The sequence below is a fragment of the Stieleria marina genome (assembly GCA_007741555.1).
Lineage (GTDB): Bacteria > Planctomycetota > Planctomycetia > Pirellulales > Pirellulaceae > K23-9.
The window spans coordinates 1483483-1500597 of record CP036526.1; the positions used below are offsets into that span (position 1 = coordinate 1483483).

Annotated in this window: 11 protein-coding genes; 2 read left to right on the forward strand and 9 right to left on the reverse strand. The window is 53.5% G+C overall.

Going from position 1 to position 17115, the window contains the following annotated elements; translation table 11 throughout:
* The first annotated feature begins 118 nt into the window (after positions 1 to 118).
* On the forward strand, positions 119 to 1264 hold the full coding sequence (locus K239x_RS05200; protein ID WP_419189698.1) for a DinB family protein: 1146 nt from the start codon (positions 119 to 121) through the stop codon (positions 1262 to 1264).
* Positions 1265 to 1275: 11 nt separating this feature from the next.
* Here K239x_RS05200 and K239x_RS05205 read toward each other — a convergent pair whose 3' ends face one another.
* Positions 1276 to 3435, reverse strand: coding sequence for a glucuronyl esterase domain-containing protein (locus K239x_RS05205; RefSeq protein ID WP_145416637.1), 2160 nt, complete (start codon positions 3433 to 3435; stop codon positions 1276 to 1278).
* A 135-nt stretch (positions 3436 to 3570) separates the two neighbouring features.
* Here K239x_RS05205 and K239x_RS05210 point away from each other — a divergent pair, with 135 nt between their 5' ends.
* A complete protein-coding gene (locus tag K239x_RS05210) occupies positions 3571 to 4332 on the forward strand; it encodes a glucosamine-6-phosphate deaminase (protein ID WP_145416639.1) in 762 nt (253 codons plus the stop codon).
* Positions 4333 to 4458: 126 nt separating this feature from the next.
* Here K239x_RS05210 and K239x_RS05215 read toward each other — a convergent pair whose 3' ends face one another.
* From K239x_RS05215 to infA, 8 genes are all read right to left on the reverse strand, one after another.
* A complete protein-coding gene (locus K239x_RS05215; protein ID WP_145416641.1) occupies positions 4459 to 5748 on the reverse strand; it encodes a sodium:calcium antiporter in 1290 nt (429 codons plus the stop codon).
* 108 nt (positions 5749 to 5856) lie between these two features.
* Positions 5857 to 8913, reverse strand: coding sequence for a PVC-type heme-binding CxxCH protein (locus K239x_RS05220; RefSeq protein ID WP_145416643.1), 3057 nt, complete (start codon positions 8911 to 8913; stop codon positions 5857 to 5859).
* 53 nt (positions 8914 to 8966) lie between these two features.
* Positions 8967 to 10403, reverse strand: coding sequence for a DUF1501 domain-containing protein (locus tag K239x_RS05225; protein WP_145416645.1), 1437 nt, complete (start codon positions 10401 to 10403; stop codon positions 8967 to 8969).
* 4 nt (positions 10404 to 10407) lie between these two features.
* Positions 10408 to 12729 (reverse strand): PSD1 and planctomycete cytochrome C domain-containing protein, encoded by a 2322-nt coding sequence (locus K239x_RS05230; RefSeq protein WP_145416647.1) that lies wholly within the window; start codon positions 12727 to 12729, stop codon positions 10408 to 10410.
* A gap of 95 nt (positions 12730 to 12824) precedes the next feature.
* On the reverse strand, positions 12825 to 13472 hold the full coding sequence (locus tag K239x_RS05235; protein ID WP_145416650.1) for a hypothetical protein: 648 nt from the start codon (positions 13470 to 13472) through the stop codon (positions 12825 to 12827).
* 37 nt (positions 13473 to 13509) lie between these two features.
* Complete coding sequence (locus K239x_RS05240; protein WP_145416652.1) at positions 13510 to 14388, reverse strand: DUF1571 domain-containing protein; 879 nt, start codon at positions 14386 to 14388, stop codon at positions 13510 to 13512.
* A gap of 98 nt (positions 14389 to 14486) precedes the next feature.
* The gene (locus K239x_RS05245; RefSeq protein WP_419189699.1) at positions 14487 to 16208 is read right to left on the reverse strand and encodes a hypothetical protein; all 1722 of its coding nucleotides are present in this window, start codon (positions 16206 to 16208) and stop codon (positions 14487 to 14489) included.
* Between the two features lie 509 nt (positions 16209 to 16717).
* Complete coding sequence (gene infA, locus K239x_RS05250; protein ID WP_145416653.1) at positions 16718 to 16939, reverse strand: translation initiation factor IF-1; 222 nt, start codon at positions 16937 to 16939, stop codon at positions 16718 to 16720.
* Positions 16940 to 17115: the final 176 nt, after the last annotated feature.

The window sequence follows — 17115 nt, forward strand, 5'->3', positions numbered from 1 at the left end:
CCCTGGCAAATGGAGGCTAACAACACAACGGATGCTCTCGCGATATCTTAGGGGGCACTCGTCGATTTTGTCGAAGTCCATTCAAAACACCGCTTTCCGGACTTGGGAGTCCAATAATATGTCACGTCAAATTTCGTTTATCGCCCTCTTTTTGTCATGCATTGTGGCTTCGGTGGCTCATGCAGAATCGGGCGATCCCGTCGCGCTGATTCGATTGCCGGGAGGCGGAATTAAAGTTGAATCGATGGGAGGGCTTTCAGTCGTGCTTGCCAGGGATGTGCAAAGTGCGGCTGTTACGTTGCCGTCGGTCATCCTGGTGCATTCTGCTGCCGACCAGAAGGTTGATTCGCCGCATGTGCTGTTGCAGATCGATGGCCAGCTCAATCTAAATCACGTTTGGGATCGAATGCCCAATGCCGATACACCCACTTGGAAACCGGCGACAGAAAACGTGCAGCCTTCGGACAATGCGTTTCTTGTTCAAGGGGCTAGCGAATTTGGTTTGATAGAAGTCGATGGCGTGCGAATCGCGATTGTTTCTTCGGCAAAACTAGGGAAAGAGCGGCTCGATAAAATCAGGCATTGCGATGCGTTGGTGGCATTCGGGACGGAGGCTCAAGAGACATTGAAACTAGCAAAACAAGCCGCCGCAAAAAGACTGGTTGTAGGGCCAGAAATGAAAATTGACGGTGCAACGACTTGGGCCGGCAATACGATGCCACTTTCTGCGAAGGCAACGCAGGAAGCCGAAGTGCAGGTGATCACGTTGGGTGAAGAATCGGTGGTGCTTTCCAATGAGATCACCGATTTGATAGAGCGAAAAGAAGCGTCTTGCCGTGCTTCGCAGAAAGTGTTTGCTGAACTATCGGTTCAGCAAATGAATTTTCGTCCCGCAAACGGTTCTCATACGCCTCGTTGGAATGCGGAGCACATGATGGGCCGCGAGTTGCTTTTCTTTTCGCAGATTTTTCATGCGAAAGACGCTACCATCCCAGTGATTGATTTGAATCCCAAGCAGATGCCGCCCGACTACCAAGCCAAACACCCGGATTGGACAGGTGCAGAAGAGGCCAGGCAGATGGAACGTGTGACAGCGTACGTCCGACGATATTCCTATCTGTTGAAGGACATGCCGCTTGATGAAAAGGCGCCATCAAGTCGATGGGCGCCGCGCGGTTTGCTAAAGCAAATGGACCGCCACTACAGCGAGCACACGGCAAACGTGAAATTAAAATTCAAGTTGCCTGGCTGGCCGCAAAAGTAGAAGGGCGATACTTAACTCGCCAACCACTTCAGATTATCGGCCGAGTCAAAATCAGTGCTACTATCGTCTTTCTCTGTTCGTAATTCGCCTGGACACAGTTCCAGCAAAACGGGCAAGTCACCGTACTTGACGCTGCCGGGAACAAAATTTGCGTCGCGATAAGTCTGGACATCGCCAAAGCGAAAGTCCTGTGTGTCGAAGAGCGTTTTTGACAATTGTTGATCCGATAAGAAAGCGGCCGCAGCGGCCGCCCAAGGCACCGCGCCTCCGCTGGCCATCAGTCGTACGGAAGCTCCCTTGGTCTGATGTGCGAATCCAATGACATCGAACAAATCGTTGACACGTTGCGATACCAGCGTCCGGTTGTAGCCAAATGTAAACGCGGAATAGGAGCGTTTGTCATCGATCAACCGCTGGTGAGTGACGGAGTCTTCGGATGCATTGAATTCGCCTTGGCCTAGCAAATCCGGTAGCAGGACGGTTGCCGTTTCACAAAGTGTTTTCAGGGTTGTCGACGGTTTGCCCGCTTCGTCAAACGCCGCATTCTTGCCTCGTCCGTGTGTCCAGACAACGACGCGTTTCGCTGCCGAATTGTTTCCGCGAACGACCAGCATAGGCAATTTCGATCCTCGGTTGGAATTGCTGAGCAGTCCGCGCTCGACGACTAGCGAATCGATGTTCGCTTTACCGACCGACTGGAATTTCAATTCATCGTTGCCTGCAAAACCCAGACGCATTGGAGGCCGATCAACGCCGAACAAGGTTGGCAATGCGGTGTCGCGAATTTTGGTCGGCTCCCATTTTCTGATTTCCGCTTGGGCCTGTTCGTACAACCAGCGGCAGACTTCGCGCTCGTGCTCTGGACCTTTCTTTAAAGGTGCCGCATGAACGTCGGTCCAAACCGTTGTTTCAGCTTTGGCTAGCGGTTTGTAATCGCTTTCAATAACGGGATCATCCAAGCCAAGCTTTAAGTGACGATTCATCCAATGGTACATCGTCGCGCGAGTCACGTAGTTGTAGTTGTGTTTGAAGTGCAACATTTCGCGGCAGTACACGTCTTCTTCATTGCCCAGCATTGCATAGAGCCATCGCAATTCAGGGTATCCGTCTTTCATCATGTCGCGTGTCCAGTCATCGGCCGCCGTCATGGCCTGCGGCTTGGGAGCAAATAACGCGGCTAGTTCGACGTTCCCCGTACCGACTCGTAGGAAGTTGCAGTTTTCGCAATAGCAGCCGCCTTGCATTGAGGTCGAAACCATTCCGTTTGGAAAGGAAACTTTAATGCGATCATCTATCGCTCCTAGCAAAATGGATTGAGTTCCGCCACCGCTGCCGCCCGTCACTGCTAATCGATCGGCGTCGACATCGGGAAGCGACGCTAGAAAGTCCAACGCTCGAATCGCGTTCCACGTTTGAAGACCCATGATCGACTGCAAATGCAAATCCGCATCGGGGCTAAAGAACACCCAGTCGCCAGCTCCCTCGCTGCGCGCTTCGTTGGGTCTCGCTGACGCGTGGCGGTGCGCAGCTTCGAATTCGATTTGGATCGAATCCTCGTACCCAAGCATGTCAAAGATAAACGTGACGCAGCCCATGCGAGCTAGTTGCGCACACCGAGCCAGTTTGGGCATGCTGCCTGAAGCCGCGAAATGCTCGCCACCAATCTGCAGTTGTTGCTGGATCGCTTCGTCAGACAATTGCATTTGTCGACCGCCGTGTCCGTGTGGCGATAAAACGCCAGGTCTTGGGTCAGCCGATGGCATTTGAGGGCGGAACAGTAGCCCCGTTACGTAGTGTCCGGGTAGGCTTTGAAAATAGACTCGTTCAACCGTGAAACCAGGCCGTTTGACTTTTCCATGCAAGACAGCCTGAAGCGGAGTCTTGGCCGGCATTGGCCAAAGACCGTTGGCGATCAAAACGCGTTGCCGCAATTCATCAGCGCGTGCGTACCACTGTCCAGGATTGTCGGGCACTTTGAATGGAAAGTGACCATTGAGCGTTTTTAGCTCACCCAGGCGTTTGTCATCCGGCACTGTATCGGCAGGCAAAACGCGCAACGAAGAAGCTAGTGAAGACTGGTCAGCATCGCTTTTTGCTGCCTCTTGTGCGGTCAAATCCGTGCAAAGCACTGCCGAAACAAAGCCGACCGTCAGCATCCATCGAAATAACACCCTGCACCTCTGTCATGTGAAAAAGGGAATATCAACTCTCAATGACAAGCCACTCGCTTTCGCGGGCATTTCTGCCAACAATGGCGTCGCCAAAACTAACTTTGTAGCAATCGAATTAAGGATCAGAGTCGAACGATGCACACGATTTTAACCGCGGACAGCGAATCGATGGGACGAGTGGCAGCGAACTTGGCTGCGAAAGCACTGAAAGAAGCGATCGAAGAACGCGGGCAAGCCAATTTGATTGTTGCAACCGGAGCTTCGCAATTTGAAGTGCTCGGTCATCTCGTCGCGGCCGAAGGAATTGATTGGTCGAAAGTCCATGGCTTCCACTTAGATGAATATGTTGGGCTATCGATCGAGCATCCAGCGTCGTTCTGTCGTTACCTGAAAGAGCGGTTCGTCGATCACGTCAACTTGGCTGCATTTCACTATCTCTCTGGTGATAAAGATCCGCAGAAGACGATCGCTTCGGTTGGCGTGATCTTGAGCAAGACAGCGATTGATGTCGCATTGGTTGGGATTGGCGAGAACGGGCACTTGGCGTTTAACGATCCGCCAGCCGATTTTGAAACCGAGGAACCGTATCTGATCGTCGAGCTGGATCTGCCGTGTCGCGAGCAGCAAGTAGGCGAAGGGTGGTTCGCGTCGTTGACGGATGTTCCGACTCATGCCATCAGCATGTCCATTCGTCAGATCATGAAAACGGCATCGATTATCTGTAGCGTTCCAGATCGACGCAAAGCCGATGCGGTAAAAGCGACTTTGGAGGGCGACGTTTGTCCGGAGGTTCCCGCCAGCATCCTGAACGACCACGCGGCGACCACATTGGTGATCGATCTAGCGGCGGCAAGCAAATTGTCAGCGTCGACGCGAAATCAAATCGAAGAACTCTAGCGGGCAGCGGTTTTTCGTCGTGTTCGCAGGTCTTAGATAACTGCAGCGTTCAACATTTACTGACGTTTGTATGTGTCAAAACGTCATGGATATCGCATAGTCGACTTGCCTAAAAGGACGCAATAGTTATCCCCACTTGGGAAGAATGTTAAGCATTTCTTGCAACAGGCTTGAAACGCCTGTCACCCACTGATGATCAGCGCTGCGGCCGATGATGAAAGCGACAAAAGTAAGGTAGATCAGCAACAGCAGCAACGCTTTGCCGCGGCGCATTTCGACGTACGTCGTGCCGTCATCAGCGATGCCGCGTTGCCCAAAGAAATAAACGCAGAAGCCCAGGATCGTAAAAAACAGCAATAGCAATCGTATCTCGCTACTTTGCTTCACGACTTCGGGGGCCATTTCGATCGAACCAAACAAACACGTGTAGACAAAAAGCGGAAAGCCCAGGGCAAAGCAAATGTCAAAAACATTGCTGCCCAAGGCATTGGCCACCGCATCGTCATAGTCTCCATCGCGTGCGTCACGAATTGACATGATCGTGTCGGGAACACTGGTCGCCATTGCCGCAAAGATCACGGCGACAAACATGGCCGGCATCCCGATGCCGGTAAACGTTTGGTCCAGCAGCGAGTAGTTCGGGTGAGCTTGATTGGCCGGTCCCGTGCCCAGCCATTCGCAGGCGATCACCAACAGCCAACATGCGATGCCGATGAACGCGGTTGACGAAAGCAACAGTGGCCACGCATTCCACGTTTCGTCTTTCATCTTTTGTCGGTGATGATTGCGAACAAAAATCCGCTCGAAATCTAGCAGCGGACCGCCCGAAATCCAGTAAATCATCGATCCGATGAATCCGGGTTGCTCGGATTCTTCCCCTTCATCGTCCACCTCCTCGGAGTCGATGTCTTGATCGCTTTCGGTTCGTTTCATCGAAAGCAGCATGTAGCTGAAGTATGCAAAATACAGCAGCATCAGTACGAGCCCCTGCCACCAGTGCAACGCAGTGCCGTTGATCAGAAGTATCAGCACGACGTTGCAAAATATCAGTGACAATCCATCACGCAGGATGACTTTAGTGGACACGTTAACGCTGTCGACTCGTTTGCCGCGGACTGCTTTGCCGACAACAAACATGATGCAAAGAGCGGGGATGATCATGCCGTTGAAAAGCGCACTGCCAGCCGTGGTTCCCAGGCCAATCGAAAATCCTTCCTCGTCACGCAACACAAACAGAGCGATCAACGTCGTAAACAGCTCCGGGATCGAGCTAGAAATTGCATTGATTGTTCCGCCGCGCACGCCTTCGGACATATTGCGGCCAACATACTCTGACGCAATCTCAAAGCCGTCGCAGGCACGCCAAATGATTAGGCAGGTAAACAGAATCAGAAGCAGCGGGATTGCAATTCCCATTCGTTGGATCAGTCTTTCGATGCGAGTCGTATTTCCGCAGGAGTCAAGCAAGATGGCCGAGATTGGCCGTTTGGCGGGCGCGGATTGTCGCTGGTGAGCCAGAAATGGTCAATCGACGCTCAATGGCACTTGGCTGGGATGTGCCAGATAGCTGATCAGGTCGCGGATTTGATTGGCCGTCAAATTGTCTAACATGCCTTCGGGCATGGGCGATTTGTCAGTGATTTTTCGTTGCTCGATCGCGTCTTTCGATAGAGTCAAGGCTTCCGTGGCAGTCTGAATTTTGATCGTTCGATCGGTTTCGTCCGTGACCATTCCACTAATCACACGGCCATCGTCTAGCATCAAGATCGTCATGCGAAAATCTTTGTCGACGACACCGCTGGGATCAACGATGTTGCTAAGTAGGTAGTCCATGTTGTCACGGTTTGATCCTGTCAGGTCCGGGCCGACTTTTCCGCCTTCGCCATACAGGAGATGGCACGTCTGGCAGGACTTGGCGAACAGCCGTCGGCCATTGCTGCGATCCGCACCGTCAAGAACGGTGCGAGTGAGCGTTGTTTTGATCTGGTTGATCGTCTGCTGCTTTTCGGCGGATGTTTCACGCACTTCTCCCCAGACGTTGCGGACCAGCGACGAGAGTTCTTTGTCTGCAAAACTATTGATTTGGCGAACTTGATAAGCAGATAAATCATCGCGTGGGATTCGGCCCTTTTTGATTGCCGTCAGCAGTGACGTTGCGAAGGACTTGCGGGACGACAAAATTGAGATGACTTGCGGGCGGAACGGTGCGCGGAATTTTCCGTAACGCGCAACAAGTGCGTCGCCAATGGCGGGATCGTCAAATTTCGCCAATCCCTGCGCGGCAGTGACGTTCATGCGATTATCAGTCAGCAATTTTTCGCAGATGTCTCGCAGATCAGCCGGGTTGCTTTGAATCAGCGTTCGCAGTGCGTCCAGACGCAACGAATCGTCCGCATCGGTTTTGCCCAACGCGATCGCTTTCAGGTCATCGAGTGCTCGGCCGTCGCCGAAAACGACGCTCAGTTGACGGATGTACTGGGAGAGTTCGGCTGTATCTAGTTTCGCCATTTGGTCCCACGCAGCGGGTTTTGGTGCGCGGGCCCAACCTTGCAGTCCTACATTGATTCCATTGAGTACGTTGGTTTGATGCGCCAAGTCCGACGATGCAGCGGCACTGGCGATCAGTGAGTTGATGGCAGCGGGCTGTTTTTCGATCTCTTCTGCCAAGCATCTTGAAATGCAACGCAGCGTATCGGGCAATTGGCAGACGGCCGCGACATCGGCTAATTCAGCGGCATGACCTTGGGCAACCGGAATCAATCCGTACCAAATCATCATGGGCAAATTGTGATCGTCAGCGTCTTCGGCGTGCGCAACCAGTGGCTTGGCCAAGTCCGCACGCATCGAAACCGGCAACCGCTGTAACGTGGATGCTAAAGTCAAACGCACCAAGGCCGAGTCGTCTTCCGAAGCGATTTGAACGAGTCTGGGAAGCAATTGCTGGGCGGACGTGGTGGTGTCTTTGAGCTGCGTGTTCGTTTTCCAGCCTGGCCCATGCGTGTCGTCGATTGGCCAGTGGTCGGTTAAGAAACGGATCGCCCAGGCTCGGACGTGTTCGTCTGAGTGATCAAGTTGTTTCAGCCAAAATGATTCATTCGTTTTTCCGAGTGAATGCATCGCGAAGGCGGCTTGCACGCGATCAGTCGAAGTGGCGTTGTGATCCGATAGCTTTGATAGAAAGGTGTCGGCAGAGACTTCATTCGCAATGTCAGCGACAGCCAATCTTGCTTGCCGGCGAACCCAGGCGTTCTTGTGTGTCAGCAACGACGCTTTTTCTGGAAAGGAAAGCTTGGATAAGTCGGATACCGTGTCGCCACTCGTGTCGGCGTAGGACACTTTGAAAATCCGGCCACTCGTTCGGTGGACACCGGTGTGTTCGTGGCACTCGCCGGTGTCGCTCCAGTCCAGCACAAACACGCTGCCATCGGGACCACTGTCCAAATCGATGCCTTGAAACCAAATGTCACCTGAGAGCAACATGTCTTTTCCGTGCTTGGCGACGTACCCGCTGCCTTCGCGTTCCAGGATTTCCTGGTTCGCGCGGCGACCGTGTTGGTTTAGCGTGAAGAGTTTTCCCCGGTATTGCTCGGGCCAGTTTTGGCCCTGATAAATCATCGTGCCGATGTGTGCGTGCCCGCCGCCCAAGTGGTTGGCTGCGCCGTCGCGTGATTTTGTCCAGCTCTGCCCTGTATCAAAGTGCCAGTGATCGGCGTGAAAATCGATCAGCTTGTATGTCCGACGATTCGGATCCAGAAGAAATGGTCGTGTGAAGTGCGCGCCAGGCATCATGTGCCAAAGGTGACCGTTGACGGTGTTGCAGAAAAACATTTCACCGACGCCGTTCCAGTCGTGCCCCCACGGGTTGGTCGTGCCTGATGTCAGAACTTCCACGGTCTTGCGAACGGGGTGGTAACGCCAGATGCCGCCTTCCATCGCCAATCGATTTTGATCGGGGGTTCCGGGCACGCCAATTCGGCCGGGGCATGATCCGCCGCACCGACCATACAGCCAGCCGTCGGGACCAAATTTCAGTCCGTTGGCAAAATTGTGGTAGTTCGCTTGAGCGACCGTGAATCCGTCCAGTACGACCGTGCCTTCGCCATCGGGCACATCATCGCCATCGGCATCCGGAATAAAAATCAATTTCGGCGGGCACATCAGCCAAACGCCGCCCTTGCCCACTGCGATACCTGTCAGCATTTGGACGTTGTCGGTAAACACAGTTCGCTTCTTGAATTGGTCGCCGGTCGTGTTATCAAAAATGACGACACGATCTCGCAGGTCCAATCGAAAGCGTTGGCTTCGCTGCGCGTAGGTGTAGTTTTCGGCGACCCAGAGTCGACCTTTCTGATCCCAAGACATTGCGATCGGGTTTTGAACATCCGGTTCGGCCGCAAAAACACTGACGTTGAAGCCTTCTGGGAGTTGGAACTTGTCAGCCGCCTCTTGAGGCGAAAGTAACGTCTCTTCGGAGAGTGGTTCGGTGTTAACGGGCTGGGGAAAATCGTCCGCGCGGACTGCCGGTGCAAGCAGGAAGGCTAGCGAAGTGAGCAGAGTGAGCGATGACAGATTGTTTAGCATGAGGAGTTTCCTTGGACCTGCAAGCGTGTTTGCTGGAAAGCGGTGCAGCAGAACTACGTTAGCAACGGTTTGACAACTTGGCCGTGAACATCGGTGAGCCGAAAATCGCGACCTTGGTATTTGTAAATGAATCGTTCGTGATCGACGCCCAGCAGATGCATAACGGTCGCATGCAAGTCGTGGACGCTCACTGGATTTTCGGCAACGTTGACGCTGTAGTCGTCTGTCTGACCGTAGTCTGTTCCGCCATGCACACCGCCACCGGCCATCCACATCGTAAAGCAACCGGGGTGGTGATCGCGTCCGTAGACTTTGTCGGTCAGTTTGCCTTGCGAGTAGATGGTGCGTCCAAACTCACCACCCCAAATGATCAGTGTGTCATCCAGCATGCCGCGTTGTCGCAGATCATTGATCAGTCCGGCGGTGGCTTGATCGGTGTCTTGGCACTGTTTGGCGATTTGATTTGGCAAATTAACATGTTGGTCCCAACCTTGATGAAAAAGCTGGACGAAGCGAACCCCACGCTCCACTAACCGTCGCGCGATCAAGCAGTTGAACGCATACTTGCCCGGCTTACTGACGTCGTCGCCGTATTGATCCAAGACATGCTGTGGTTCGTCGGAAAAGTCCAGTAGATCAGGCACCGACATTTGCATTCGGTAGGCCAGTTCGTATTGGGCAATTCGAGTCTGGATTTCTGGGTCGCCGACTGCTTCGTATTTCTGTTGGTTCAATTGAGCGAGCGAATCAAGCATCGTCCGCCGTGTAGACCGCGACACGCCACTTGGATCGCTAATGTCCAAAACCGGATCGCCTTGATTGCGAAACTTGACGCCTTGAAAACGAGTCGGCAAGAATCCGCTGCCCCACAATCGATCGTAGAGTGGTTGGCCTTGTTTGGCACTTCCTTTGCTGCTCATCGCGACAAAGGCGGGCAGGTTCTCATTTTCGCTCCCCAGTCCATAGCTGAGCCATGATCCGATGCTGGGGCGACCTGGAATCTGAGATCCGGTTTGCTGAAACGTGATAGCGGGATCGTGGTTGATCGCATCGGTGTGCATCGATCGAATCACGCAAAGATCGTCAGCGACGTTTGCCAAGTGCGGCAAGCTTTCGGTCATCCAAGTTCCGGCTTGGCCGGCGCGTTTGAATTTGAATGTAGATGGTGCAACCGGAAACGAGGCTTGCGCAGAACTCATCGTCGTCTTGCGATCGTCAGGATAGACGCTGCGCGGCACTTCTTTGCCGAATTGCTCTTTCAGATTGGGTTTGTAATCGAACAAATCCATCTGTGCCGGTCCACCTGACTGAAACAGGTAAATCACGCGTTTGGCTTTGGGGGCGTAATGCGGAAGTGATTTTTCGCTTGTTTGGGCGGCCGATGCAGAACCTTGCAGCAACGATGACAGTCCGACGGATCCCAAGAAAGGCATGCCGGCGGCCGTCGCGTTCTGGATAAACGCTCTCCGGGAGTTCCTGTTGCGGTTCATGGCATTATTCCTTGGTGATCGTTTCGTCAAGGTTCATCAACAACGACGCGGTCATTGTCATGGCGGCATGCTGGATCGGGGCGATCGACGCATTGCGTTTTGAATCGCCGATCGCCAGCAGCTCTTTTGCGGCGGACGGCTGCGATTGAAATTGCTGAAGGAACTTTTCGTGAGACTGTGTCAAAATCTCCTTTTCCGGGGCCGTTGGAATTCGTCCGCATGCAAGCTGAAAGCCGAGCTTGATTTGGCTGGAGGCATCGCTGCCGGACGATTCTAGGATCATTCGCTGAGCGAGACCGCGGGCCGCTTCAACGAACAATTTGTTGTTCATCAACGTGAGCGCCTGAAGCGGTGTGTTGGTGCGCTGCGTGCGGACGATGCAAACTTCTCGCGCCGCTGCGTTGAAGTTCATCATCGTTGGCGGCGGAATCGTGCGGCGCCAATACGTGTAGATACTGCGGCGATAGAGATCTTGGCCGGCATCTTGTTCGTATTTGTTGTTGGAAATGGAACTCCAGATTTTGGGTGGCATGTAGGGTTTGGCTGAAGGGCCGCCGATCTGATTCGTCAACAGTCCACTGATCGAAAGTGCTTGGTCACGCAAAGCGAACCCGGGCAATCGAATCCGAGGACCACGCGACAGGTAGATGTTCTTTGGGTCTGCTTGGATCTTTTTCGTCGTTGCAGCGGATGATTGTTGGTAGGTGCTGCTGTCTAAGATCAGTCTTTGGATCCTTCGCAGATCCCAGTCACTGCGAATCAATTCGATCGCGAGGTAGTCCAGCAACTCGGGGTGGCTGGGAGGAGTGCCTTGCGAACCAAAATTTTCGCTCGTCGCAACCAACCCCCTGCCAAAGAACTGTTGCCAGATTCGGTTGACTGCGACTCGCGCCGTCAAAGGATGATCGGGGGCGATAAGCCATCTTGCCAGCTCAAGCCGATTCGATGGCGTCGGTGTGGTGGAGTCGCGGCTGTCAAATGCAGCGGGGACGGCGGGCGACAGTGGGTTTGATTTGTCCGGCATGTTGTACTGTCCGCGAAGCAGTACAAACGTCTCACGGGGGCGATCCAGTTCGTGCATCACCATGACCGTCGACGGTGGTCCGGCTTGCGGACGGCGCAATCCATTTCCCTTCGTCTTTCTGGCGTTGGTAAGTTTGACGGGATCGGGAGGGATAAGGCGATCTTGATCGGGGGAAAGCAGCGGCCAGCTCTCAGGCACTTCAATAAACGGTGGACTATTTCCGTTGTTGGGACCGACGCCCCATTCGGCGACGTTGTTGAAGTAGGAAAACAGTTGGTAGTACTCTTGCTGCGAAACAGGATCGTATTTGTGATCGTGGCAACGCGAGCATTCAATGGTTAGCCCCAAAAATACCGTTCCAAATGTATCGACGCGGTCAACGACGTTGGCGATTCGCCATTCCTCTGGGATAGATCCGTCTTCGCTGTTGATCCGGTGGTTGCGGCCAAAGCCGGACGCAATCTGTTGCCGCAAAGTTGCATTGGGCAGCATGTCGCCCGCGATCTGTTCTGTGATGAACTGGTCGTACGGCATGTTTTGATTCAATGCGTCGATGACCCAGTCGCGCCAAACGTGTTGATATCGATAGCGGTCGTTTTGATAGCCGTCGGTGTCTGCGTAACGTGCCGCTTCCAACCAGGGCACCGCCATGTGTTCGCCGTAGCGTGGTGACGCCATCAGCGAATCGATCAGCGTTGCAAATGCGTCAGGCGACTGATTGTGTTGGAACGTATCAACCTGACCAGGCGTGGGGGGCAAGCCCGTTAGGTCAAAACAAACGCGGCGAATCAGTTCTTCGCGATCGGCTTTTGGTGAAGGCGAAAGTCCCGCTTTGTGCATTCGATGCAGTACAAACCGATCGATTGGATTGGACGAAAAATCATCCGCCGCATTCCGCGCTGGCGGAGAGACTTGTTGGGGAGGAATGAACGACCAATGGCGGTCAAACACGGCGCCTTCGGCGACCCAGCGTTTCAAAAGATCTCGTTGTTGTTTGCTGAGCGTCTTGCCGCTGTCGGGCGGTGGCATTTGAACGTCAGCATCCGTCGACGAGATTCGTTGGACTAAATCGCTGCCTTCGACGTCGCCCGGAGCGATGACCGTCATCGCTGATTCTTCCTGGTCCAATCGCAGGCCTGATTCGCGAGTGGCTCGGTCGGGGCCGTGGCAGTGGAAACACGCCTCCGACAGCAAGGGGCGGATGTCCCGATTGAAATTCAGATCATCGGCACAGCAGACGCTAGCTCCAGCCAGCAATCCAAAAATCAATGCGAAGGAGAATGGCTTGGGGCAGGAGGGCATCGCAGCATTCGCTCAAACAAAAAAAGGCGGGGCACGCACGGCTGCGTGACCCGCCATTCTAGTTGATTGGAGCGGTGGCGTTTTCGATCGCGTCTTTATTTGGACGATGAAACTTCGGCCGATTCCGTCTTTGGTTTCTCGCGTTTGTCGGCTTTCGCCTTTTCGACGCTCTCGGTCGACAGCGTGACGTTATCAAAGAACGCCCGCTTGAACTTGAATTTGTCTCCTGTCTCGTCGAATGTCATGCCGCTGCATGTTCCGATGATGGTTGTGAAATCGCTGGGATCTTCACCGCCATCGCCGCTTCCTTTGACCATCGATTTGATTGGTACTTGGACTCGGTGCCACTGGCCATCGGCAGGCACCATGGTCTGCGGCACAAAGACTTCCCAGTACGAATAGCCTGCGTCAGTTTGGTTGATCAATTGGAAATAGAAGTTGGCGTTTTCTTCCACCGGCTGGCCTTTTTCGACCATAACGTCGACTTGATAAGTCTTGAACTTCGAAAAATCGTGGCTCTCGCCCGTCGACGGAATGCCGCTCCATTTGGTCGCCCATGACACGCGTGCGACTTTGGACGACACGATCGCTTCATTGGCACGACCGTCGGCGTCTTCAAACGTGTTGGCCCAGTCAGCTACGGAAAAGCAGCCGCCATACTGGAAGTCTTCGAGCAGTTTTTCTTCACCAACGGCAAGGGGAGTGAGGAGCGAAAAGACGAGAAGCAAGTAAACAGGACGCATGACATTTCCAGAGAAGAGAAAAGGTGTGAGGCTTAGCTCACGGAAAAGTGTAAGCAGGATTCTTGTAGTCAAAATCTGCTTCGGTCAGACCAACATTGGTCTTTAGGTTCTTATAAGTGTACGACTCTTGCAGCGGCGGTGGATCGCTTTCGTTTGCCGGCCATCCAAAACTGCGGTACTGCAAGATAACTTGGCGGACCGGATCGATGGAAATTTCAGCGAGCGAAAAATCTTCTTCTTTGTCCCCGCTGGGTTTGGCTCGGTGAACTTGAATCAAGTGAGCCGGTGTTCCATCAATTTCATGTTCGTAGAGTATCTTGACTCGCACATCGGGATTGGTGCGGTCGACTTCGCCACGCTCAATGAGTTTTTCGACCAGTTTGGTTAAACCGATCTCGCTGATCGGATACCGCTGGCCTTGCATCGCAAGCATACCGTTGGGGTCGATCCAAGCGGATTTCAGTCCGACTAAAAAGCCAACTTCGTGGACACCCATTTTGCCATCGTAAAGATCTTCGCCCCAGAGAACTTCGCGTCCTTGGTTGGCTTCTGGCTTGACGAACTTTAGGTAGACACGCATCGGAGCGTCGTCCGTTTCGTTGCGAAGCCGCGTCTGGATTTTCATCTCGATGACTGTTTCTTCGCCCAACACTCCATTGGAGTCGGCTTCTTGTTTGACAAAAGTCGCCGTGTAGTCGTTCAGTGAGGAAGAGATGTGCTGGCGTGCTGCGATCGCCGTGTCCAAGACATCGGACATCGTCGCTTGGTCGGTTGTCATGGACGTCGCCGACAGGTCCGTCGGGGCACCGGTGGTGCTCGCCACACTTGTGCCGCGTTGCAGTCTGACGGCCAGGTATCCGCCGACGATCATGGCGCAAATGGCCAGTGCAGCTGTGCGTGATTTTTTTCGTTTCACGATTGATCTCTCGTTGTCGATTTTGCTTGCGCTATGACAAAACGAAAACCGCTCGACTTGCGAGCAAGTCGAGCGGCAAAATTCAAAAACTAATCGAACTAGAAACCGCGAGCGGCAGCTTTTTGCTGCTGAGCCTGTGCAGCTGCCGCGCCGATCGCTTTGATCAGGCCTTCGCCGACAGTGAAACGCGATTTCGTTCCATTGGCGATGCCATCGCTGATAACTGTTACGACGCCGGGGTCAGCGGCGCCAGTCAGCGTGGTGATCATCGCGGCAACCGCTTCGTTGTCGTCAACGGATTGGGCAAACTGAAGAATCGGCAGCAGTTTTATGCGAACTTGTCCAAGCGGACGATTGCCGGCACCTGCGTCTTGGCCACCTGCATCGATCAGCTTTTTCAGCGTCGATTCGCTGTCTTTACCGACGGCTAGGTAAACTGCTTTTGGACCTGTTCCAATGTGAACCTGAAGCATTTCGCCAAAGACGCGGCGTGCTTCCTCTTCACGTGCTGGCACGTCTGCTTCGATCACGTGCATTGTGACACCGTTGTACTGACCTTGGTCGAACTTGAATCGTGGCGCATCAGGTTTGCCAGCGACTTCTTTTTCGACTTCGGCAGCCAAGTCCTTTACGATTTGAGCGGCTTCGTTTCCGTCAGACACAAAACCGCCGAATACGAAACGAAAATCATCTTCGTTGGCCAGCAGCATGCCACCCATGTCGACTTTTCCTTCGGACACGGAGTCGACATACAAGTCAGCCAATCGATTGATTAGTTCAACAAATTTGGCCTGTTGATCGGGAGTCATCTCGTCGGAGTTTTCGATTGCACTTCGCACTGCACCGAGTGAATTGTTCAGGCTCGATCGCGTCATTTCGACCGCTTCGGGACTGATCGACGAGGCAACGTGCATGTATCCGGCAGCGTCGTCGCGAATCACCGATCCAAAAGCGGATGGGATCGGTTTTTGGTTGCCGTACAGGGACGCCAGTTTGGTGCCTTGCAGGGCGGTGTAAGAAAAATCGATGACCATTTCTTTGGCGGTCTGGTCGACGTTCCAACCAAAATTGATTTCGTCACTCTGTTCGATCATCATCTGAATCTGATCCAGCGTGCCTTCGGCCATCTTGCGAGTCGCTTCGGCTTCCTCTTCGCTCTGTTGAGCCATGGCTTGTTCAAAGCCCTGGCGCAGTTGAGCCGTCAGCATGTCGCGTGTTTCAGCGGGGATTTGCTGCATCTTGACGCGAAATGCCAAGTCATAGCTATTGCCCATTCCAGTGAAAAGGGTGGTTGGATCGGCCGGTGCCATGCTGAGCACGTCGCGCGAGCGAGCAGCGATAGCCCAGTTGCCGACTTGCCGGATGTAGACAACGTTTGGTCCAACCGCGATCACCAAGGTGCCATCGTCTAGTTCGTCGACAGGTCCCGTCTGTGCTTCAAGCCTCTTAAGAACTGTTTTGACGTTGGCGGTTGGGATCACTGCAATGGGTTCGGGCATGCCGTTGACCATTGGGACCAAGACAGCGATGGGCTGTGTCATGTCGATACCTTGGGTGAAGGTACCTGCCATCATCTGGAACATTCCGCCTGCTTGCGGTTGTCCGGCGAGGCTAGAAAGATAGTTCACGTCTTGCATCAATTTATTGATCGACGCCACGGTTACTACGACAACAGGTGCGTTATCGACACCCAGGGCTGCACCGGCAGGCTGGAGTTTTTCTTGAGCAGGCAGGCTGCTGGGCGAAAGCAACGCACCCATCGTGATGGCGATTACAAACGACGTGATTCGGTTGCGAATCGAGAGATTCGAGAAACCCATATTGAAGTCATCCTTTTTGGGACTAAGTAGGAAGCAAACAAAGCGGCCAAGGTTTTCTTGGACAAAATTGATCGCAGGATTGTTGGCGACTAGGAAGCGGTTCGACTGAAGGCCGAAAAGCTCTGGCAACGAGGCGCTAGTTTATAGGTCGGCGAACAGGAGTACTGGCATAAGGAAGTGCTGCTTCCGTCGCAGCAAACTCCTCAATAGTGTTTACCCAAAGCAAGTCCGTGTAGTTTCATAATTGCGTCAAAGAACGACAACCGGACACAAAAATTTCGTTCACTCGCCAGCATTGCAGGGCTCGTAGGTCCCGCGCGGTGGAGCTTGGTGCTGGGCGTGCGGTGGAGCGAATGTGGCTCTGCGAAGCAAGCGACATGAACTGACGTTCAGTCGATTCGGTCTGCAGCGGCCGAATCGGAGGGCAAGCGAAGCGAAGAAAGCTGCGCCGAGAAGAAAGCGAGTCTGGTCGTCGAATGACGGGCGTGCTCGCAAAACGCCGAGGCTGACTACCGTTCGCGATAGGTAATCCGACCTTTGGTCAAATCGTAAGGCGATAGTTCAACACGGACTTTGTCGCCTGGAACGATACGAATAAAGTGTTTACGCATTCGACCTGCAACGTGAGCCATCACTTCGCTGCCGGTTTCCAATTGGACCCGGAATCGAGTGTTGGCGAGTGCCTGGGTAACTGTACCCTCGACTTCAAAAGCTTCTTCTTTTTTTCCCAAAACCTAAACCTTGATTGCTGATTCCCCGGCGACCGTACTGCAGGTTCTGCAGCCAAATTAAGCCAGTCGGGAAGACTTTAAATTACCCTGATCTTATCGATCATTGCAAATCACTTGATTAAAAGCACCAAACGGAAAATGCCAGGTTGGCAGCCCAGGTTGATGCTTCAAACGTA

What these genes read in the sequence shown, in the direction of transcription:
- K239x_RS05210 (WP_145416639.1), top strand. Translation starts at nt 3,571, where the DNA reads ATGCACACGATTTTAACCGCGGACAGCGAATCGATGGGACGAGTGGCA.
- K239x_RS05220 (WP_145416643.1), bottom strand. Translation starts at nt 8,913, where the DNA reads ATGCTAAACAATCTGTCATCGCTCACTCTGCTCACTTCGCTAGCCTTC.
- K239x_RS05215 (WP_145416641.1), bottom strand. Translation starts at nt 5,748, where the DNA reads ATGGGAATTGCAATCCCGCTGCTTCTGATTCTGTTTACCTGCCTAATC.
- K239x_RS05230 (WP_145416647.1), bottom strand. Translation starts at nt 12,729, where the DNA reads ATGCCCTCCTGCCCCAAGCCATTCTCCTTCGCATTGATTTTTGGATTG.
- K239x_RS05200 (WP_419189698.1), top strand. Translation starts at nt 119, where the DNA reads ATGTCACGTCAAATTTCGTTTATCGCCCTCTTTTTGTCATGCATTGTG.
- K239x_RS05235 (WP_145416650.1), bottom strand. Translation starts at nt 13,472, where the DNA reads ATGCGTCCTGTTTACTTGCTTCTCGTCTTTTCGCTCCTCACTCCCCTT.
- K239x_RS05245 (WP_419189699.1), bottom strand. Translation starts at nt 16,208, where the DNA reads ATGGGTTTCTCGAATCTCTCGATTCGCAACCGAATCACGTCGTTTGTA.
- K239x_RS05225 (WP_145416645.1), bottom strand. Translation starts at nt 10,403, where the DNA reads ATGAACCGCAACAGGAACTCCCGGAGAGCGTTTATCCAGAACGCGACG.